This window comes from Cryobacterium sp. GrIS_2_6 (genome assembly GCF_035984545.1).
Taxonomy (GTDB): Bacteria; Actinomycetota; Actinomycetes; order Actinomycetales; family Microbacteriaceae; genus Cryobacterium.
Map to the genome: position 1 here is coordinate 501650 of NZ_JAXCHP010000001.1, position 20997 is coordinate 522646.

Consider the following 20997-nt stretch of genomic DNA (forward strand, 5'->3'; position numbering starts at 1 on the left):
GGCCCCATCGGGCTGGCCACGTTGACGTCGCCAAGCAATCAGTGAGCGAGGCCGCCGCCGTACACCCGGAACTCCTACGGAAAGCGAGCGAGTTCTGAGTAGACCACCCCGGCCGGTCCAGATTCGTGAAACAAGAAGAGCGCTAGGCTCTGGGCGTCGAACGGGCGGCTGAAACGAATCCGTGCTGGCGATCTCAGAGAGCGCAGTTGTTTCACGAGGCTGTCCTGTCGTTTGGTGGGGTGTTGCTAGGTCTATAGCGCCCGGCGTCTAACAACTCCCGCTTGAGAGCTGCGGTCCGGCATCCGACCAGATGATTTCTTCGATGTACGCCTGTCGCACGGTGCGGGTTGCATCCCATGCGTGGTACGCAATGTCGATCTCTCCGGCGGGGCCGGTGACGAGCGAATTGTGCCCGGGCCCAGCGAGTCCCGTAAGCGCAGTGCTGAGAACGTCTGGTTCTGATCGCGCGTCGTGGTGCCACGGACCGAGTGGGTGCTCGGCGCGCGCGAAGGAGACGCCGTAGTTGTCGCCCTCCCAGGACCCGCCCGAGAAAAACATGAAGTATTCGCCTCCGTGTCTAATGACGGATGGGCCCTCCAGAGTGTGCCAATTGAGCTTGGTGCCGTAGATCGCTCGGTGGTGTTCGTAGATCTGCCAGTCAGCGTCGGGCTCCAATGCCGTATGCACCTCAGCCAACTCCGTCATCGAGCGCATCCGGGCGACGGCCAGCTGCGTTCCTGGCCGGGAAGCGCCCGGCCTATCGCGCGCGAAGAACAGATACCAGGCACCGTCCGCGTCCCGGAACGGGTGCGCGTCAATCCCGAACGGTTCATCGGGGGTGAGATTCACGCCAAGGTCGGTGAACGGCCCGAGCGCCGTCTCTGACCGGGCGACACGAATGTGGTGGCCCTCAATGCCTCGGCCGACGGAGTAATACATCCAATAGACACCACCGTCGAACGCCACCTCTGGGGCCCAGAAGTCAGATCCAAAGTTGGCGGCGATCGGTGTCAGGGCGGGCGGTGCCGCCGTCCAGTCGACAAGGTCGGGGGAGGTCATGACCGCGAAGACCCCGGAAACGTCATCGGCGAGGGGATCCGTTCCATAGGCTACGTACCCGTCGTCGGTCCGCAGCACGAATGGGTCGGCGAAGTAGCGCGGGTGAACCGGCTCACGCATGGATCGCTCTGAGGTCTGTTGCCATCCCCGAGGCGAGTGCGCTGTAGCGAGCGCTGACCGGAGTCTCTGCCCGATCCAGCGAACCATCTGCATTCTCGTCGAGCCGAAGAATGCCCATTCTCCGCAAGTACGAGGTCTTGGGCACGCTCGCTGAGGCCTCCGTGCCTTCATCGGAGATCTGCTGACGCTGCTCCAGGAGGCTCGCGTCGACATCGAATTCTTCAACGTTCCGGCCGCCGGACGCGTAAGACCAGTCGACGAAGTCCATAAAGGGCCACCAGGTGTACCCGCGAATGTCGATGCCATGAGTGCGGAGTTTGTCGACGACCAGCAAAGAGTCTTCGAGCCACTGTCTACGGACATCGTCGGTGCCTTCGATGCTCGTCTCGGTGATCACGATGGGCAGAGCGTACCGTTCCCAGAATGTTTCCAGGCAGCGTTCGAGACCACTCGACCACTCGTTGATCGCGCGTTGACGCACGGCCTTATCGGCTCGGTAGAGGTGCCGTGGGCTCAGGTCTGGGTAATAATTGAGGCCGAGGATGTCTGGGGAAACCGCTCGGTCTCGCAGTCGTCGGAGTACACCCGGCTCGGCGCCGTGGTCCACTAGCCATCCCCACATCGGATGATTTTCGTCGACCGTCCCAACGAGAAGGTCCGTTGGCAGGAGTGAAAGCTGCGCGAGTTCCGTCACATCGTCCGCGAGTGAGGCGTCGTCTGTCGAGTAGAGCGATGCCGCCTCGACGTGGACGATGACAGCATGGGGGTTCGCTCGTCGGATGGCCTCGACGCTGAGTTGTATTCCGTCGACGATGGCAAGGACAATGCGTGTCCAGCCTTCCCATCCGACAAGCGCCGGCGGCCAGACGCCGCGGAGCCCGCAGAAAGATGCCGTCGTCATGGGCTCGTTGAGGGGGGTGATGTGATCGACTCGTCCGGCAAACCGTTCTGCGAACGCGGATGCGAAGTCGGCGATCGTCTGGGGATAGCGAGAATCGTCAAAGGAATCCTCCAGCCATGTTGGCGTTCCGTAATGCACAAGGTCGGCCACAACTGTGAGTCCGAGCTCGTCGACGGCGTAGTCGATTCTCTCGTCCAGTTCGCTCCAGTCGAAAAGATCGGGGGCGACGTGCACCCGGGGCCAGCTGATCCCGTAACGCACCGAACTCGCTCCGTGCTCTTTCGCAGCTAAGAGATCTTCACGCCACAGCAAGTCGTGGTCAGTGAGCTCGTGCTCGTCCAGCGGCATCATGTCGAATTTCTCGGGAGGGTACACACACGTGTCCTCGATTCCGAGGAGAAACCGGAATTCGCCTTTGGTGAAGAATGCATCCATTATTTGAGTCCCGTCGTCGCGATACCGGCCACAAAGTATTTCTGGGCCAGGAAGAAGGCCACGGCAAGCGGCAGCAAAGAGATGACCGCGCCCGCCAGCAACACCGCGTGATCGGTCACGTGTGCTCCACCGAACAAGGTCAGTCCAGCCGGAAGCGTGAGCATGTCGGGAGAGCTTGTGACAACAAGCGGCCACAGCAGGTCGTTCCACAGGTTCATGAAGTTCAGCAACGCGACGGTGGCGATGGCGGGCTTGGCCAGCGGCATGATGACCTGCCAGTAGATGCGCAGGTGTGATGCACCGTCGATGCGCGCCGCTTCATCAAGTTCGGGAGGGATGCTGATAAAGAACTGGCGGAACAGGAAGATGCCGAATGCGCTCGTTGCGCGCGGGATAATGAGGCCCTGGTAGGTGTCCAACCAGTTCAGGTGGAACAGCTCGATGAACACTGGGATCAGAGTGACTTGAAAAGGGATCATGAGCGTCGCGATGACGAGCCAGAATGCGATCGACCGCCCACGGAAGGGTACCCGGGCGAGCACGTAGGCGCACATCGAGTCGAAGAGGACTGTAAGGACGGTCGTGACTCCGGCGAAAATGAGAGAGTTCGCAAGCAGGCGGACGAACGGCAGCTGCTCCCAGACCCCGATGTAGCCGTGGAGTGTGGGGGCGGACGGTAGCAGCGATGCCGGGTTCGCATAGAGGTCCGTTTCGCTGCGAAAAGACGCGGCGACCATCCAGATGAACGGAACGAGGGCCAGGACGAGCCCGATGGCAACGAGCGCCCATCGGATAGCCGCGGCCACGGTCACTGGGTGGGTGCGGAGCCGGGACGGGCGCCGGTGAATGCTAGTCGACATCGTTGTACCTAAAGAATCGGAGCTGCAGCGCGGAGATAACGATGATGAGCAGGAACAGCACCCAAGAGATCGCCGAGGCGTAGCCTGTGCGGAAATTGACGAAGCCTTCGCGGAACAGCTGATTGACGATTGAATCCGTCGCGAAGATCGGCCCGCCACCCGTCATGACGTAGACGAGGTCGAAGACCTGGAATGACTGGATAGTCAGGATGAGCGTTGCGAAAAGCAAGGTGGGGCGGATGCCGGGAAGCGATACGTATCGCGTGAGCTGGCGATCGGTCGCCCCGTCCAGCCGCCCGGCTTCATAGCGTTCGGCGGGAACGCCCTTGAGGCCGGCGATCAGGATGATCATCGAGTAGCCGACGTTCTTCCAGATGTTCACGAAGATCACCGTGGGCAGAGCGAGTTCTGTGGACTGCAGCCAGGCAACCGGAGGCAGCCCAACCGCCTGAAACAGCCCGCCCACCAGACCGATGCTCGGGTCCAGGAGGAACTTCCAGACAAGACCGATCGACACCAGCGACACAATGGTCGGAAAGAAGAACACCGACCGCACCAGCCGATTAAACCAACTGTCTTTCACGAGTGCGAACGCTGCGGCCAGGGCGAGAAGCATGACGATGATTACGGATGCCGCGGTGAAGGTCAGGGTGACGCCCAGGGAGTTCCAGAAGTGGTCGTCAGAGAGGAGTTCGGCGTAGTTGCCGAGCCCTACCCAGTTCTGCGCGTCGGCGCCGATGGTCCAGTCGAAGAAGCTGTAGTACAGGGATTGGACAATCGGCCAGAAGACGAAGCCCCCCAGAATGAGCGCGCTTGGGACCATGAAGAGGAGGACGGGCTGGAGCCGGGCACGTCGACGACGTCGGGCGGTGTTGCGCGGCAACGGCATCCGCTTGGAGGTGGTCCGACGTTCGTCGACGTGCACGGTCATCAGGACGCGCAGCCGGTCAGCTTATTGATTGTTGCTTTGGCTTCGCTCGTAGAGGTGTCGATGCTGGTTCCGCGGGTGATCTGGCCGATCATGGGCACGTAGGCTTCGGAGTCGACCTTGGTAGCCTCCGGGACCTGCGGGAGATACAGGCGAGCGTTGGGAACCTGGCTGGTGAAAATGGAGACCGTCGGGTCTGCCGCAAGTTCGGGATCGTCAGCCAGGTCGGTGCGCATGGGCGGGAACCCAGTCTGCAGAGAGAAGGCCTTCTGCACGTTCTTGCTCGTCCAGTAGGCCAGGAATTCCTGCGCCTCGGCGGGGTGCTTCGTCTTCGCGGACACCGCCAGGGCGACCGTGGATCCCAGTGTGACGGGGCCGTTGACACCGACGGGAACCGTTGCTATGCCCAGGTCGATTCCAGCGGCCTTGAAGCCGGAGGCTGCCCACGGGCCGTTGATTTCCATGGCCGCCTTGCCGGCGGAGAACAGCGAATCGGCCTCAGCGCCGGTGAGGCCGACCGGGGAGATCTTGTCGTTCGTGACGAGCCCCGCCCATTCGGTCAGGCTCTTCTTGTTCGCTGCGGAATCGACGACGCTGCAGCCAGTGGCCTGGTCGACGATGTCGCCGCCGTCCAGCCACTGCAGGACTGGCCACATCTGGATCGTCTGATTATCGGCGAGGGCCAGCCCGTATTGCGTCGAACCCCCATCAAGTGTCAGCTTCTTCGCGTCTGCCTTGAGCTCGGCCACTGTCGTCGGCGGAGTGGTGATCCCGGCCGCCGTAAACGCTTTCTTGTTGTAGTAGAGGCTGAGCGTTGCCAGGTTCGCCGGCACTGCGTAGAGCTTCTGGTCGTAGGTGAACTCGTCCACGGTTACCGGGGCAAGAGCGTTGACGTTGATTTTGTCATCGCCATCTCCGGTGTTGGTGAGCGCGAGAAGGGACTTGGTCTTGACATACTGCGCAATGACGTTGGGGTCCGAGCTCGGAGCGGCGATGTCGGGACCCTGGCCGGTAAGCCACGCGGAGGGCAGCTTCTGTTGGATGGTGTCCCAGGGCTGCACGGTCATCGTGACGTGAATACCGGGGTGGGACGCGTTGAATGCCGAGACGATGGTGTCGTATCCGGCAGCGTCGCCACCGGTGAACCCGGTCCAGATGGACAGTTCAGTTACTTCACTTGAGGAATTCGGGGACGAGCAGGCGGCCGTTCCGAGGGCAAGACCCGCTATTGCGATCCCCGCTACTAGTGTCTTGCGTTTCATGGTTCTCTCCTTTGAGTTCGAATGACGTCGTGTCCTGTCGAAGCGGCCAAGACGTTTGTTTAAACGATTAAGCACATACATTATTCGTCGCTTTGCCGGAAGTCAAGCGCGACTTTCGATTCCATTGGCGGGAACCGCCGACGGCGGGAAAGAGTGTGGCGCTACTGCTCGCAGCCGCAGGATTCCCGCAGGGCCAGCTGCACGTCAACTTGGAGTCGGCTCCAGCCCGACCTCGTGCCATCGATGATCTCGAACAGTCTCTCCGTCGCCAGTCGCGCAATCTCCTCGGCGGGGACGTGTACCGTCGACAGGCTGGGGGAAACGGCGCGGGCCAGCCCGAAGTCGTCGAAACCGACGATGGCGATGTCAGTCGGGATGGCGATGCCGCGTTCCTTGAGTAACTGCATGGCGCCAAAGGCCATGTCGTCGTTCGCGAAAACGATGCCATCGAAATCGGCAATCCCCTCCCCGAGATCCGCGACGATCTCGCGTCCGGAGATTTCGCTGAGGTCTCCCTCGATCACGACGGCTTGATCCTTCAGTCCATGACTCTCCATGGCGGAGAGGAATCCGTCGCGTCGGTCTATGCCCGTTTGGTGGTCAAGAGGCCCGGCCACGTGCAGTAGCCGGGTTCGACCGTGACGCTCGATGAGATGTTCCGTGATTGCTCGACTCGCGCCCACGTCGTCAATTCCGACCGTGATGGCATCGCTGAGATACGGAAAGTTTCCGATGAGTACGACGGGCATTCCGCTGCTGGTCAGTCGCTCGACGGTGAGGTCACTGATCGCCGCGCTGGTGAGGATGGCGCCATCCGCACTGTTCGACCGCATGACGCGTTCGTACGCGGCAAGTCCGTGCTCCTGGTCAGGGTTCGTCGAGATCAGCAGTTGCGTGTCGCGGGCGTTGGCGACGGTCGACACGCCGCTCAGGACGTGCATGAAGTAACTGTGACCGAAAACGTGTGTTGCCGTGGTCGGGACGATCAGGGCAATCGCTCCGGCGTGTTGATTGCGAAGTGCGCGGGCCGCTGAGCTGGGGACGTATCCGAGGTCGTTGGCCGCCTTCTGGATAGCGAGACGGGTGTCTTCGCTGATTCGGCCACTTCCAGACAGGGCCATGGACACCGCAGCGGGAGTTACGCCGGTCAGTCCGGCGATGTCCCGAAGGGTGACGCGTGTGCGTCCATTGTGCGGTTTCCCCGTCACTGAATCGCCGTCCGAGTCATGTGTGCCACCAGTCGTAGCTTCTGAAACGCCATTGCAATTAGCGTAAGGGACGCTTGATCGATTAACTACCGATTCTTGACGTTCAAAATCGGACGGCGGCATGCGGCCATGCGACGGTGTCATGTCTCAGGACATCGGTGACAAAGGCGACCTGATCGTCGGATCCGCTTCAGGATCGGCGATCGCGACTCTCGTTGAACGCACGACCCGGTTCGTCGTCTTGGTGCACCTGCCCAACGGTCACAGCTCCGCTGCACTCCACGACGGCCTCATCGACGCCATGGACGCCCTGCCCGTGCTGTTGCGGCGCTCGTTGACGTGGGATCAGGGAACCGAGCTGGCCCGGCATGTGGACATCACCAAAGCCACCGGCGTTCCGATCTACTTCTGCGATCCCGCCTCGCCCTGGCAACGCGGCTCGAACGAGAATACCAACGGGCTACTGCGTCAGTACTTCCCCAAAAGAACCGACCTGAACGCCCACAGCGCTCAACGCCTCCTCGAAGTCGCCACTGAACTCAACGAGCGGCCGCGCAGAACCCTCAAACGCAGCACCCCAGCTGACCTGCTCAGCGAGCTAGTCTCGAGGAAGGAAATAGCCCCTGTTGCTTCCACCGTTTGAAATCGCCGATCACATAACGCCGAGAGTCAGGTTTTCGTGATGCCTCGTCGCCGCGCTAGGCGACGACGAGGGGGCGCCGAACTCGCGGCCGAACTCGCGGCCGAGGTCGGGGCGCCCAGCTGCGCAGGCTATCTACGGTCTAGGGGATCGGGGTCAGAACTATTTTTCGGCCGAGGGCGGCAGTGAGGCGAGTGAGCGTGTCGGCTGTTGGGTTTCCCACTCCGCGCTCGATTCGGCTAATTTCAGCCTGTTGGATCCCGGTCATGCTGGACAGAGTGGGCTGCGTAAAGTGTCGTGACTTGCGCGCCTCAGCAAGTTGGGCTCCGAGTTCCGCCCGCGCGCTCAGTTCGGAGTCGAACGAGGCTGCTGCGGCCTCGTACACGGTGCGGGCGTCGTTAGACCACCCGGCTTTCGTACGGTCTGAAAGATCGCGAAAACTCTTACTCATGTTCTGTCCTCCCATGCAGCAATTGCAGCCTTATGACTCAATTATGTGCGTCAACACATATTGCGTCAAGTCACCGTTTTCGCTGCTTCCACTGTTTATGTAGCTTTCGTGCTTTGGCAATCTCGCGCTGCTGCCTTCGTTCGGAGGGGTCCTTCTTCTTGTTGTATCCGCTGTAGAGAAGAACAATCTTGCTGCCGTGAAATGTGCAGAACACTCGGAGAAGTACCTGGCGGTCGATGCCAGACATATCCATCGGCGGCGCTAGGCCGGCTTCAGTAAAAATCGCCTGCAACGATTTGCGCACGCGAAACTCGTACAGTCCATCGCCGAGTGATTTCCCCCACTCGCCTGCGCAAATATCGATTCCATAGACCTCGAGTACGTGCTCGATTGCCGCGATGAGGACCGCCTGCTCGTACGGAGGGAGCGAGTCCACGAAGCGGTCGAGGGTATCGCCCTCATATTCAACAGTCCAGGCGGCCAATATCGTCCTCTCTTATGGTGCGCCGTGAGCTTATCGAGTCCGGGAGCGCCCATAGGCCCGTACGATCCCTTCAAAGAGCCACGATGGTGGCATCAGCGGCCCCGGTGTCGAGGGATAGTGGCGTGTGCCCGGGCAATTGGTCAACAGCTTGTTGGACAGCGGGGCGCTGGCTCTCCCCGGCCCGCGCGATTGCTTGCATGCGGGTCCAGTTCGTCCTCAGGTATGGATCGGAACACGTGGGATCCCGCTCACCGATTTCTTCGCCACCGGAAACGCGGGTGCCGGTGCGTGCGCCGAGTCGAACTTATTGTCGAGTCCCGGGTGTGTGTCGAGGCGAAGGTGCCCCGTCGGCGAGGCTGAAAGTCAGGACGGACTGGCGGTCATAGCGGAGGAGGTGTTCGTCGATGGCGAAGGTTTTGAGCTTGTCGGTGGTGCGCAGCTTGTCGAGGGTGTTGGTGTCGATGCGCAGTGCTGCGCATACTTCGGCTGGAGTCATGAGAGGTGAGATGGGCAGCGGCTTCCTCACTCTTTCTCTTCCTTCAGTATCGGCGTGAGCGTGGCGGCTTGTGCTGCGGCGATGGCGTTGATCTTGTCTGGCCTGAACCCCGCCCAGTGTTCGGTGCCAACGATGACGACGGGTGCGGATCGGTAGCCGAGTTGTGTGACCAGGTCGGCGGCGGCTTGGTCGTGGGTGAGGTCGACGGTCTCGTACTGCAGGCCGACGTTGTCAGAGCGTGAGGAAGCCACAACAGCGAGTGGCCGGCGTCGATGGGACCGCGTTGCCGTCCGTCCGCTTGGAAGGGTGTTTGCCAATCATCCAATCCTTAGGTGAGCCACCGATCAGGGGGTCTGGTTTTCCAGGGACTTGACCTTGTCGAGGAGGGCACCTATGGCGGCGTCCTGTGAGGCGAGGTGCAATTGTATTTGTTTCGCTTCTTCGAGGATCGCGCCCGCATCTTCATAGGTGGCGGCGGCTCGTGCGTCGGAGGCTGCTGCCTGGATGTTCTGGCCCACAATGATGATCGGGAGGAGCACCAATTGGAGGAACGTCTGGGCGACCCAGGCGATGATGACGATGGAGTCGTGGCTTTGAATGGCGGCCGGCAGGCTGACAAGGCTGATGGCGGCGAATGCGTAGGCCGCCCACATTGTTCCGACGCTCTTCGTGATGCCCAAGCCGATTTTTTGATTGATGCCGTTCACCCGGCCGGAATCAGCGCGCAACTTCGAGAGAACTGAGCGCACGGTCGGCGGCCCTTGGGCGGCACGTTCGGCGGCTCTCGGGTGTTGGGTGTAGTCGAAGTCTGCGCTCATTATGTCGGTGCTCCCATTTCATGTTGGAGGTGTGAAGTATCCCACCGTTGGCTCCCTCATGATTTCTGCGCGCCCCGTTCCAGCGGATATGAGCGGCAGCATGTCCAATGCTCTACGAGAGTTCTTCATCCTGGTCTTTGAGGAGGCGTGGGCGAACCCGTGACCTACGCATTGGCGAGGCTAGCGACAGAATTCCAGTCGGGGACATCGACAACACACCGGCGGTTGGTTCTAAATCGTGCGCTTTGTGCGAGGATCTGGGGATGGAGCAGGTGCAGGACTTTCGATCAACAATTTTTCATGCTGGCACGAGGGCGAGCGTGGCTTTCATCGTTGGCGTGCTCGTTGGCGTCGCCTCTGGTCTGATTGTGAAATGGGCATTCGCGCCGGCTATCGGTTGGGTTGGGGCGGCGGTCGTCTTCCTGTCGTGGACGTGGATAGCGGTAGGTCGACTGGATCATTCTGAGACCGCACGATATGCCACTCGAGAAGATCCATCCCGGTTCGCCGCCGAGGTACTCATTCTGTGCGCAAGTATCGCCAGTTTCTGGGCCATTGCGCTTATCCTCATTGAGGCTGGCACCGTGGAAGGACTGGCCAAAGCCGGACTCGTCGCCTTGGCGTTGTCAACGATCGCGGCTTCTTGGCTGATGGTCACCACCGTGTTCACCTTGCGATACGCGCACCTGTACTACAGCAACGAAACCGGGGGCATTGACTTCAATCAACGCGAGCCGCCCCGGTACTCCGACTTCGCTTACCTGGCCGTGACGATCGGGGCCACGTTCCAAGTTTCGGACACCAATCTGCAAAATCACGATATCCGCATCACCGCGCTGCGCCATTCGTTGCTTTCTTACGTCTTGGGAGTCGTTGTCCTAGCGACAACGATCAACCTCGTTTCCGGACTCGCCCATTAACCAAGTGCTTCAGCGCACCACGTACTCGCTCGAGACAAAACGTCTGGAGAAGGAACGAAGCATCCCCAGTGTTGCCAGAAAGGCGCTCGGGTCCCGGTTTCGTGTTCTGCTCCATACCGGTCAGGGCCCCCGTCCCGGGGCTTGATTCGCGCGCGAGCTCCGTCTCGAAAACTCAGAACTAGACAGCCGTTGCCTGGCGGCCTTCCGAGCCCAGATGCGTGCGAGCCTCCCTCAACCCTTTTCGTTCTTCTTCGGCCAAAGGGTCACCGTTGACGGTCTTCCTTGGCGATCGCGCTTTTCCCGTCCTCTGACCCAACGATGTGGCCGTGAACTTCAGCAAGTGTTAGCGGCCTGGGGTTGTGGAATCGTCAACCGTTTCTTTGAGTTGGTCCGAGGTTTAGAGGAGTGCTTCGCGGGCGAGGACGATGGTTCTGTCTCGGGGAAGCTCGATGACGTCGACGGGGTCGGGTGCGAGCCTGTCGAGGGCTAGGAAGAGGACTTGGGCCCAGCGAAACATTTTGCTCCGCCGGTTGTAGCGGGGTACTGGGGTGGAGATGAAGAATGTTGCGCGTGAGGAAGCGAAATTTACTAGCGCTGTCTTGTCGACGGTGTGAGCTTCGGTCAGGAGTTCTGTCATCCGGGGTTGCTCAAGGAATCCGACTTTCGCGACGACGCGAACGATTCCGGAGGGGAACGTTTCGACGTTGATTCGTTGTTTCATCCCGACGGTGGAGGGGACGTCGATCGTTGACCAGCTCAAGAGGATGGAGCGTTTCTGGAGGGCATGATTTTGAGTGACCATTGTGCGCAGGGCAACGGGCACAATATTTGGATTCCGGGTAATGAACACTGCGTCTCCGGGAACCCGGAACAGGTCCCCTTTGGCGCGTGTGAGGAATGACTCCAGGTCGCTGAGGGGGAGCTCGCCGATGCGTCGTGCGGCGCGGATGCGTTGCTGTCCTATCCACCATGAGCCCATCACTGTGAATATGATTGCGCCGATTGCGAGTGGGAGCCACCCTCCCGAGGTCGCTTTGGGTAGGTTCGCAACGAGGAACGCGACAGTCACCAGGAGGATTGCGCCTGCGGCGAGAATTCTTGGCGTGAGGCGTCTGGAGTGTGCCCAACTCCAGGCCAGGTAGACGATAGTGGTGATGGAGATGGTAGTGGTGACAGCGATGCCGTATGCGGAGGCTAACGCGGCGGATCCTCGGAAGCCAATTGTCACGGCGAGCACAGCAAGTGCAAGTAGGACGTTGATGGCTGGAACGTAGATCTGGCCCTCGTTCTTTTCCGATGTGTGAACTACTCGAAGTGGAGGGAAGAGCCCCAGACGCCACGCTTGATGGATGACGGAGTATGTCCCTGAGATCACAGACTGGGAAGCGATGATCGTGGCGGCCGTGGCGAGGATGACCATGGGGAGTTGACCCCACGCGGGAACGAGGCCGAAGAAAGATGAGGTCGCCTCCTGCGGGTGGCGCAGAGCCAAGGACGCCTGCCCAAGATAGTTGAGGACTAGGGCGGGAAAGACGACCCACATCCATGCGCGCGTGATCGCTTGTCGGCCGAAATGGCCTAGGTCGGCGTAGAGGGCTTCGGCTCCCGTAACGGCCAGAACGATCGCGCCGAGGGCGAAGAATGCTGTCCCGGGCTGGTCGATGAAGAAAAGTACAACCCAGTGCGGTGAGAGCGCTTGAAGGACCGCGGGGTCCTCCAGGATCGATGCGCCACCCGTCACTGCGAGGACAAGAAACCAGAGCAACATTATCGGGCCGAAGAGCCGTCCGATTGTTCGGGTGCCAAATCTTTGTATCGCAAAAACACCCAGCAAGATCACGACTGCGATCGGCACCACAAGGGCGGACAGGGTCGGCTGGATCACTTCTAGACCTTCTACTGCGGACAGGACCGAGATCGCGGGGGTGATCACGCTATCGCCTAGAAACATTGCGGCACCCAGCATGGCAACAATAGTGAAGGTCGTGAGGGTTCGAGCTTTCAGACCGCTCCGGCGGAGAAGCCCGAATAGTGCGAGAAGCCCACCTTCGCCTCGGTTGTCAGCCCGGATCAGGAAACGCACGTAGAGGATCGTGACAACCAAAGTGAGCGCATAGAGGATGGTCGCCGTCGACCCATACACATATTCGGCCGACGGTCCGCTGACATCGAAACTGCCGGCGTCAAACGTCGTCGTCGCCGCGTAAAGCGGGCTGGTGCCAATATCGCCGAAGACGACACCCATCGCCGCAATCATGGGACCCACAACCAAAGCCGGACCGCGTGCGCTCAATTTTTCCAACTTCACGAATCTTTCTACATCCAAGACAGGCTCACGGCAGCTGGGACCGCTGTCGATCCGGTTAACGGTTAGCGTGCGAAGCGGTCTTCCAGGCGCCGCGTCAACTAACTCCTGAATCCTAGGGTGCGTGGAGAGCGTTATGTGCCGCAACGGGTATCGTGCGACGTGTCGGCAACCATCGGTGAGCACCAAGTCGACCTGGCCGGCGCCCACTCCAGAGTTCCCACGGACCGCCCCTCTCTGTGAACCTCCGGAAATAGATGGAAGGCCCGGCGGCTGGGGTGCGTGAAGCCCTGGTCGTCATCGAAGGCGGTAACACCACGAGCAGGGCGGCGATGCGGGTCGAGACGCGGTGTCGGGTTAGAGCACGGTAGGTGGTCATCGCGCATTCGTCTGCGGTGTTTCGTCCCGCGAGCTCGACGAAAGATCTTTGAGCAACACGTACATTTTTCGACATGATCTCCAACACCATCCCGTCGTTGCGGCAGAGCAGATCGACTGCATACGCCACCCCGACCGGGCTGCGGGCAACGGCGGTTCGTGGTCGATTCCCGGCCCGATACGGCAGCATGGACCCCATGCAGGCCAACTCAGAGTTCAAGCCGGAGTTCTTAGAGATCAACCCGCTCTTCGCCCGCCCGGGGGAGGACAGCGTTGTCCCACGCTATGTCCTCGGCGCGGACCCGATGGAGCCGGACACCGCGTACCAGATCATCCACGACGAGATCATGCTCGATGGCAATGCCCGGCTGAACCTCGCGACCTTCGTGGGCACCTGGATGGATGATCACGCCGGCCGGCTCTACACGGAGGCCTTTGACAAGAACGTCGTCGACAAGGACGAATACCCCCAGACCGCGGCGATCGAGGAGTATTGCTGGCGGATGATCGCGGGCCTCTGGCATGCGCCGGAGCCGATGGACACGATCGGCACGTCGACGGTCGGGTCCTCGGAGGCGTGCATGCTCGGTGGACTGGCCCTGAAACGACGCTGGCAGCAGGCCAGGCGGGCGGCCGGGAAGCCGACCGGGCAGCCGAACCTCGTGATGAGTTCCGCGGTGCAGGTGTGCTGGGAGAAGTTCTGCAACTACTGGGACGTCGAGGCGCGCTTCGTGCCCATCAGCGAGGAGCATCCGAGCCTCGACGGGCACAACCTCGAAAGCTATGTCGATGAGAACACGATCGGCGTCGTTGCGATCATGGGCGTGACTTACACCGGGGTCTACGAGCCGGTCGCGGCGATCGCCGCAGCCCTCGACGAGGTCCAGGAACGCACCGGACTGGACATTCCGATCCATGTCGACGCGGCATCCGGGGGCATGATCGCGCCCTTCCTGCAGCCGGAACTGGCCTGGGACTTCCGGTTGGAACGGGTGCATTCGATCAACACGTCCGCGCACAAGTACGGCCTCGTATACCCCGGCCTGGGCTGGATCGTCTGGCGTTCGAAGGACCTGCTGCCGGAGGACCTGGTCTTCCACGTCAGCTACCTCGGCGGGAGCATGCCCACGTTCGCCCTCAATTTCTCCCGTCCCGGCGCGCAGGTGCTCCTGCAGTATTACCTCTTCCTCCGGCTCGGGTTCGAGGGATACCGTGCCGTGCAGCAGGTGTCCCAGGACGTGGCACGATTCCTTGCGCGCGGCATCGAGAAGATCGGCGCCTTCACCCTGTGGAATGACGGTTCCGATATCCCGGTGTTCGCGTGGCGGCTCACCCCCGGCCACACCCGGAATTGGAACCTGTTCCACCTCTCGGACCGGCTGCGTTCCCATGGTTGGCTCGTTCCCGCCTACCGGATGCCCGACGACCTGTCCGAGATGACGGTGCAACGCATCGTTGTGCGCAACGGGCTCAGCATGGACCTGGCCGCACGCCTGCTCACGGTCATCGAGCAGGAGACGGCCTACCTCGACAGGCTCGAGGGGCCGATGCCGGTCGAAGGGCAGCAACCCGGCTTCACGCACTGACACCCCGCGGCGGTCATCCGCACAGCAGATTCCCCGTAGGTTCGGTTGGGCGCCGCGATGCCAAATGCAGCCATGAAGGAGACCCGGTCACGGCAGGCGTGGTGGCGGCGTCGACCATAAGGGGGGATCGCGGAGGGGAAGCACTGAACGAGAACTGAACCGCACTCCTAGAGCGAGGGATTCTCTGGCAGGCGCCGGTAGACAGTGTGGTGAGAAGCCTCGCTCAGCCAAACACCCGGCAGCCTGCGGCCGGCGGTGTCGATTGGGTTGACGAGGACCGTTGGAACGTGGCCGTGCTGGTCACGTTTGACCACGACAACAAAAGTTTGGCCCAAAACATCGTCCGTCCGGAGAGTCACGGCCGTCCACATTGTTGACATCGGGTTTCCCTCAGCGTAATAGGTCTTGTCGAGTGTAGAAGTTCGGTGTGCCTCCTCACAGCAGTTCGCGAGGTCGGGCGTGGACAGAGGTTAGTCAATGCATGCGTTGCCCGCGAAGTGTTGGGGCGCTCCGGACGGTCAGCGGGACGGTCAGTGGACATGACGGTGCTTCCGATAGGACAGCAGGCAGTCGAGGAGGCAACAATGAAGCACGTCCCCATATAAGGCCCTCGACCCGGGAAAGGCCCGAAGGACACTCCCGCACCGCGCCAGAACGCAGCCTGGTCCCAGCTACACTCTCGATTCCCCACGCTCCGGCTGCTGACAGAGCCACGAACCGCTCGGTGGGTTCCCAGCAGTTGCCTACTCGCGTTGTATAAGGTGCGGAGCAAGCGTGTTGTTTTTGACGGGGTAGCCGCTTTCGGACCGCAGGAGAAAGCCGGGGTCAACGTGACGGAAAAGCCGCCGCAACCGCTTCGGACGCGAGCGCATTCCTTGGGTGCCCCTATTCGGCACGGACGGTTGCAGCGGCGTAGCCCATGGCAAACCGTGAGGGTCGCGCTCGTGTTCTCCGTGAGCGTTCTCCTGGTCAGTGGGGGGACTATTGCAGCTGTTGCCACGTGGGATGTTGCCAGCAGCGTGAAACCGGGCGTGCATCTCGCCCACCTTGCGGACACACCCGGGAGCACTGCTGCGCCTGCGGCAGACGTCGCAGCCATTTCCGGCGGGGTCGATCTACTCCTGACGGGAACGGATACCCGGTCCGGGCAGGGTGGGGCTTTTGCGACGGGCGCAGGTTTGGCGGGAAGTTCCGGTGCGGGCAATAACGATGTCACCCTGTTATTACACATTTCGAAAAACCATCAGAACGTGAGTGTGATCAGTTTCCCTAGGGATCTCATGATCCCTGTTCCTGCGTGTCCGCAATCTGATGGGTCGACGGCGTCGGCGTCCAGTCGGGTGATGTTGAACGCGACGCTCGCCCGCGGAGGGCTTTCCTGCGTGGTGCTCACGATCGAAAAACTTACCGGCGTTCAGATTCCCTTCGCCGCCCAGATCAGTTTCGACGGGGTCTCAGCGATGTCCAACGCCATCGGCGGCGTCACCGTGTGTGTGGCCTCCCCGATCGATGACCTCTACACGAATCCGCCCTTGCATTTGGCGGCCGGACAGCAGAGCATCGTCGGTGACATGGCCTTGTCGTTCCTGCGGAGCAGACACGGTGTCGGTGACGGCAGCGACCTGGGCCGCATCAGCAACCAGCAAGTGTTCATGGCTGCGTTGGCCCGGAAAGTCGAAACGGGCGGCGTCCTCGGTAACCCTGTCATGCTGTACTCCCTGGCCAAGGCGGCGACAGACAACATGGTCCTCTCTGACACCTTGACCAATCCCACGACTCAGGTCCAAATTGCGCTCGCGCTCAAAGATACCGGCTTGGCGAACATGGTCTTCCTTCAGTACCCCGCTGTGGCCGACCCTCAGGACGTGAACCGTGTCATCCCGCAGAAGGAGGGTGCTGCTGTCGTGAACGCAGCTCTCGCCGCTGACCAGCCCATTCAGCTCAGCGGTGCCCCCGGTCGGGCAGCCGTTCTGGACAAATCTGCGCCCGCGGCCCCGAATCCCACGCCCACTTCCCTCTCGACTCCTGTGCCGGGCAAGACTGTACCGGCCACCACACCCACCCCTGTGCAGGCGGCCACGCCCGGCCCCGGGGGCGCCGTCCTCCCGACGACCGTGACCGGACAAACAGCAGCTCAACAAACCTGCAGCAAAGGAAACTAGGGCGCTCGACCCATCCCGGAAATCCACGCTGGGTCACAACGAAAATAGCGCTTTGAGACACGCGGATACGGTACCTGTCTGACGCGAAAGCCTATTTTCTGGCGGGAGCAGGGGAGAGGGATTGCTTCTTGGGCAGAAAGTCCCCGGACCACGGATACCGCCCGCATCCCTGTTGGCCTTGTCCCGGCGTCGATATCCGCAACTCGACGCTTTCATCCCTCGGGTCCTCGGGTTCTAGGGCACTCGAATGCAACCCAGACCAGCGACTTCTGTGCATGGTCACGTCCCGCTGAGTGGTGGAGTTTCTCAACACCATGCGGGTCAGTTGTTCTAGCTTAGGCGGCGGCGAGTTCGGGGAGGATCACCGCCTCGTCGATGACCTCGATGGGGTTGTTCATGGTAACCAGCTCGAGCATGGATGCTTCGGAGAAGTAGCGTCGTTCGCCGGCCTCCCACTCGTCATGCTGCTCGATCAAGACCGACCCGGCCAGGCGCAGCAGGGCGGCAGCGTTGGGGAACACTCCGACGACGTCGGTGCGGCGTTTGATCTCCTTGTTCACTCGTTCGAGCGGGTTCGTGGACCAGATCTGGCGCCAGTGCCGCCGCGGGAACGCGGCGAAGGCGAGTAGGTCGGGTTGCGCGTCGACGAGCATCGCCGCGACCTTCGGGTGCGAGCGGCTGAGCATCGTCGTGACCTCGAGGAACTGCTTCTCGATGTGCTCACGGTCGGGCTGGGCGAAGATGGTGCGGATGATCGAGGCGACCATGTCCTGGGATCCCTTCGGGATCACCGCGAGCACGTTGCGCATGAAGTGCACCCGGCATCTCTGCCAGCCGGCGCCCTGGAACACGGTGCCGATGGCCTTCTTCAGGCCGGTGTGCGCGTCAGACATGACTAGCTTGACCCCGTCGAGCCCGCGGGTCTTGAGCGATCGCAGGAACGACGTCCAGAAGCCCTCGTTCTCGCTGTCACCGACGTCGAAGCCGAGGACTTCCCGGCGTCCGTCAGCGGCCACCCCGACCGCGACGACGATGGCCTGGGACACGATCCGGTGGCCGACGCGGGCCTTGCAGTAGGTGGCGTCGAGGAACACGTAGGGGAAGTCCTGCGCGGCGAGGGTGCGGTCGCGGAACTCGGCCACCTCAGCGTCCAGGCCCGCGCAGATCCGGGACACTTCCGACTTGGAGATCCCGGTGTCCGCGCCGAGGGCCTTGACCAGGTCGTCGACTTTCCGGGTCGAGACGCCGTGGACGTAGGCCTCCATCACGACCGCGAACAGGGCTTGGTCCACCCGCCGGCGACGCTCGAGCAGGGCCGGGAAGAAGGACCCGGCGCGCAGCTTCGGGATCTTCAGGTCGAGGTCCCCGGCGGTCGTGCTGAGGGTGCGCGCTCGGGTGCCGTTGCGGTGGGTGGTGCGGTCGCCGGAGCGTTCGAATGGGGCGGCGCCGATGAACGCGGTCGCTTCCGCGTCGATGAGTTCTTGGTAGAGAGTTTCGGTCGCGACTGTTGACGCCGACCCAAAACAGGGCCAATAGTGCCGTTTGAAAACAGGACCACCATGTGTGTTTCTACTATGCCGTATCGGCGGCGGGCTGGTGGCTTTTGAGCCGGTAGCTGTTGCCTTTGAGGCTGAGGACGTCGGCGTGGTGGACGATGCGGTCGATCATCGCGGACGCGACGGTGGGGTCGCCGAAGACCTCGCCCCAGCGTCCGAATGACAGGTTGCTCGTCAGGATCAAGGACGCGTGTTCGTAGCGGCTCGCGACGAGCTGGAAGAACAGGTTCGCCGCGTCCTGGTCGAACGGGATGTAGCCGACTTCGTCGCAGATCAGCACGCTGTAACGGCGGAGCCGGATCAGTTCCGCGGCGAGCTTGCCGCGGGAATGGGCCTCTTGGAGTCGGGCGACCCAGCCTGTCGCGGTGTCGAAGAGGACACGGTGGCCGTGTTTGGCGGCCTGGACGCCCAGAGCGACGGCGAGGTGGGTCTTGCCCGTGCCGGGCGGCCCGAGGAGCACGATGTTCTTCGCCTCTGTGACGAACACGCTCGTGCCGAGGTGGGCGATCAGGTTCCGGTCCGCGGAGGGCTGGTGATCGAAGTTGAAGTCCTCTAGGGTCTTGTGGCCGGGGAACCGGGCCGCTTTGATCCGCAGGGCCGCGCCGGACGCTTCCCGCTCCGAGACCTCGCGGGAGAGGACCGCGGCAAGGTATTCCTCGTGGGACCAGCCCGCGTCGCGGGCCTGATCGCCCAGGCGCCGGAACGCGTCACCGATCCTCGGGGCGCGCAACGCGCGGGCGTAGTACTCGATCTGAGACGCCGCGCCGCTCACGCGAGCCTCCCCAACTCGATCAGGCCGGGACCGATATCGACACCGAACACATCGTCATAGTCCGACAGGCTCGCCGACTCGACGAACGCGACGTGGGCCTGGGGCCGGTGATGGCGGTGCAGGCTCTGGAACTGACGCCGGAGCACGGCCGCCTGGATGACATGGTCGGGGTCGGTGATGGTCAGCTGCCGGGCCCAGGCCCGGTCGTGAGAGGTGACGGTGACACCGTTGTGGGCGACGTGGACCTGCTCAAGGTCAGCGGTCACGTCCACGAGCCTGCCGATCAGGGCCGGCGCGACGGAGTAGTCGTTGGAGTGCACCCTGACGTAGTAATCCCGCGGCAGACGCACCGTGTTCCGGAACAACACGTCCGGCGCCACCGGCGACAACGGGCGCATCGCGGCCCGGTCCTGGTCGATCAGGTCGACCGGGCGGGCGCGCCGGGACCGGGAGTGACGCGCGTTGGCCACCGGCAGCCAGGACGCGAGCTGCTCGTTGAAGTCCTGCGGGGACACGAACACCCGGCCCGGCATGAACGAGGACCGGAAGAACCGGTTCCGCCGCTCGACCATACCCTTGGACTCCGGATCCCGGGCCTTGAGGAGCTTGACCTCGGTGCCGAGGGTGCCCGCGAACGCGGCAGTAGGCTCGGTGAGCTTGCCGCGGCCGATGCCGGACTCGTTGTCCCAGAGCAACCGTCGCGGGACCGCGCGGGCGGCCTGGAGCAGGGACCACATCCCGCCGAGCAGGTCCGGTGTTTTCCGAGACGGCAGCATCAGGGCTTGGAAGAACCCGGAGAACGTGGACGTCATCACCAGCACCGGCGGCGCGCCCTGCTGCCCGTGGCCGAGCGGGAGGTCCTCGTGCGGGAACCACAAGTCGCACTGGACCTGCTGTCCGGGCTCGTGCACGAGCCGGTCCGCGGGGTCCGGCGGCACGTACTCCGGCCGGATCCCCGCGACTTTGTCCCGGAACACCGACGCCGACCCGAGCCAGCCAACCCGCTCCGCGAGCGTGGACGCGGCCATCGTCGGCGTCACGGCCAACAACACCCGAACCTGCGGGGCGAACGCATCAAAACTCGACCCGACCGCGGGCCGCTGGTACTTCGGGAGCCGGTCCGTTTCCAACGCCCGATCCACCGTTCCCCGGGACACCCCGACGAGCCGGCCGATCTCCCGCTTCGAGTACTGGCCCGTGGAAAACAGTTGGCGTATCTTCGCCCAATCATCCATATTGATCACCTTCCATAATGGTCGGTGGCCCTGTTTTCAATCGGCGATACTGGCCCTATTTTCGGTCGGCGTTAACAGCGACGCGGATTCGGTCGGTGACGTCGGTGAGTTTGAGTTCTCCGAGGAGGTCGAGCAGGGCAGACTGGTTTAGAGCCATCGTGTGGTGTCCTTTGTGAGTTGCTTTAGTCGGTACTCACTGACCATCCCACGGTGGCTCTTTACGTTGACGAAGCAACGCTCAAGAGTGGGAAACCACACCACTCACCGGGACGTAACCCTGTGCATTCATCACCACTCGTGGGAAAGCACCACTTGGATATCGGCGAAGACGCCGGTCGACAGCACCTCAGCTGCCAGTTTGCTCGGTGTTGGCATCGCTGGCACGCTTGGCAGCGTCGTGCTGGAGTGGCGGCTACCAGCG

At 62.1% G+C, this 20997-nt stretch carries 17 protein-coding genes and 2 pseudogenes; 4 read left to right on the top strand and 15 right to left on the bottom strand.

From position 1 onward, the window contains the following. Window positions 1-267: 267 nt before the first annotated feature. The 6 genes from RCH22_RS02385 to RCH22_RS02410 all read right to left on the bottom strand — a co-directional run bounded on the left by RCH22_RS02385 (window position 268) and on the right by RCH22_RS02410 (window position 6896). Window positions 268-1179: a glycoside hydrolase family 43 protein gene (locus RCH22_RS02385; RefSeq protein ID WP_327012689.1), complete on the bottom strand. Its 912-nt coding sequence runs from the start codon at window positions 1177-1179 to the stop codon at window positions 268-270. Beyond that, window positions 1172-2431, bottom strand: coding sequence for a family 1 glycosylhydrolase (locus tag RCH22_RS02390; RefSeq protein WP_327012690.1), 1260 nt, complete (start codon window positions 2429-2431; stop codon window positions 1172-1174). The genes RCH22_RS02385 and RCH22_RS02390 overlap by 8 nt, the downstream gene beginning before the upstream one ends. A gap of 83 nt (window positions 2432-2514) precedes the next feature. After that, the gene (locus tag RCH22_RS02395; protein WP_327012691.1) at window positions 2515-3327 is read right to left on the bottom strand and encodes a carbohydrate ABC transporter permease; all 813 of its coding nucleotides are present in this window, start codon (window positions 3325-3327) and stop codon (window positions 2515-2517) included. 37 nt (window positions 3328-3364) lie between these two features. Beyond that, complete coding sequence (locus RCH22_RS02400; RefSeq protein WP_327012692.1) at window positions 3365-4306, bottom strand: sugar ABC transporter permease; 942 nt, start codon at window positions 4304-4306, stop codon at window positions 3365-3367. Further along, a complete protein-coding gene (locus RCH22_RS02405; RefSeq protein ID WP_327012693.1) occupies window positions 4306-5565 on the bottom strand; it encodes an ABC transporter substrate-binding protein in 1260 nt (419 codons plus the stop codon). The genes RCH22_RS02400 and RCH22_RS02405 overlap by 1 nt, the downstream gene beginning before the upstream one ends. A gap of 161 nt (window positions 5566-5726) precedes the next feature. Next, window positions 5727-6896 carry a LacI family DNA-binding transcriptional regulator gene (locus RCH22_RS02410; protein ID WP_327012694.1) on the bottom strand — a complete coding sequence of 390 codons (1170 nt, stop codon included), beginning with the start codon at window positions 6894-6896 and terminating at the stop codon, window positions 5727-5729. Window positions 6897-6936: 40 nt separating this feature from the next. On the opposite strand from RCH22_RS02410, the pseudogene RCH22_RS02415 reads away from it, so the two are divergent. After that, a pseudogene (locus RCH22_RS02415) lies at window positions 6937-7416 on the top strand (IS30 family transposase); the annotation flags it as partial. 139 nt (window positions 7417-7555) lie between these two features. Here the strand turns inward: RCH22_RS02415 and RCH22_RS21100 are convergent. The 5 genes from RCH22_RS21100 to RCH22_RS02435 all read right to left on the bottom strand — a co-directional run bounded on the left by RCH22_RS21100 (window position 7556) and on the right by RCH22_RS02435 (window position 9662). After that, window positions 7556-7879: a helix-turn-helix domain-containing protein gene (locus tag RCH22_RS21100; RefSeq protein WP_369125292.1), complete on the bottom strand. Its 324-nt coding sequence runs from the start codon at window positions 7877-7879 to the stop codon at window positions 7556-7558. A gap of 55 nt (window positions 7880-7934) precedes the next feature. Next, window positions 7935-8348 carry a hypothetical protein gene (locus RCH22_RS02420; protein ID WP_327012695.1) on the bottom strand — a complete coding sequence of 138 codons (414 nt, stop codon included), beginning with the start codon at window positions 8346-8348 and terminating at the stop codon, window positions 7935-7937. Between the two features lie 304 nt (window positions 8349-8652). Beyond that, a complete protein-coding gene (locus RCH22_RS02425; RefSeq protein ID WP_327012696.1) occupies window positions 8653-8844 on the bottom strand; it encodes a hypothetical protein in 192 nt (63 codons plus the stop codon). A 26-nt stretch (window positions 8845-8870) separates the two neighbouring features. After that, window positions 8871-9095, bottom strand: a complete 225-nt coding sequence (locus RCH22_RS02430) for a glutaredoxin family protein (protein WP_322135562.1) — start codon at window positions 9093-9095, stop codon at window positions 8871-8873. A 93-nt stretch (window positions 9096-9188) separates the two neighbouring features. After that, complete coding sequence (locus RCH22_RS02435; protein ID WP_322135563.1) at window positions 9189-9662, bottom strand: hypothetical protein; 474 nt, start codon at window positions 9660-9662, stop codon at window positions 9189-9191. 263 nt (window positions 9663-9925) lie between these two features. Here RCH22_RS02435 and RCH22_RS02440 point away from each other — a divergent pair, with 263 nt between their 5' ends. After that, on the top strand, window positions 9926-10582 hold the full coding sequence (locus RCH22_RS02440; protein WP_322187940.1) for a DUF1345 domain-containing protein: 657 nt from the start codon (window positions 9926-9928) through the stop codon (window positions 10580-10582). 397 nt (window positions 10583-10979) lie between these two features. Here the strand turns inward: RCH22_RS02440 and RCH22_RS02445 are convergent, their stop codons facing one another. After that, window positions 10980-13097 carry a KUP/HAK/KT family potassium transporter gene (locus RCH22_RS02445; RefSeq protein ID WP_327012697.1) on the bottom strand — a complete coding sequence of 706 codons (2118 nt, stop codon included), beginning with the start codon at window positions 13095-13097 and terminating at the stop codon, window positions 10980-10982. A 356-nt stretch (window positions 13098-13453) separates the two neighbouring features. On the opposite strand from RCH22_RS02445, the gene RCH22_RS02450 reads away from it, so the two are divergent. Both RCH22_RS02450 and RCH22_RS02455 read left to right on the top strand, forming a co-directional pair. Next, window positions 13454-14851: a glutamate decarboxylase gene (locus RCH22_RS02450; RefSeq protein WP_327015433.1), complete on the top strand. Its 1398-nt coding sequence runs from the start codon at window positions 13454-13456 to the stop codon at window positions 14849-14851. Between the two features lie 953 nt (window positions 14852-15804). Beyond that, the gene (locus RCH22_RS02455) at window positions 15805-17013 is read left to right on the top strand and encodes an LCP family protein (protein WP_327012698.1); all 1209 of its coding nucleotides are present in this window, start codon (window positions 15805-15807) and stop codon (window positions 17011-17013) included. A 335-nt stretch (window positions 17014-17348) separates the two neighbouring features. Here the strand turns inward: RCH22_RS02455 and RCH22_RS02460 are convergent. From RCH22_RS02460 to RCH22_RS02470, 3 genes and pseudogenes are all read right to left on the bottom strand, one after another. Beyond that, window positions 17349-18503 (bottom strand): annotated as a pseudogene (locus tag RCH22_RS02460) (IS256 family transposase); the annotation flags it as partial. Between the two features lie 82 nt (window positions 18504-18585). Further along, entirely contained in the window at window positions 18586-19341 is a 756-nt protein-coding gene (gene istB, locus RCH22_RS02465) for an IS21-like element helper ATPase IstB (RefSeq protein WP_327012613.1), read from the bottom strand. After that, window positions 19338-20576: an IS21 family transposase gene (locus RCH22_RS02470; RefSeq protein WP_327012612.1), complete on the bottom strand. Its 1239-nt coding sequence runs from the start codon at window positions 20574-20576 to the stop codon at window positions 19338-19340. Before RCH22_RS02470 ends, istB begins: the two co-directional genes overlap by 4 nt. Between the last annotated feature and the right edge of the window lie 421 nt (window positions 20577-20997).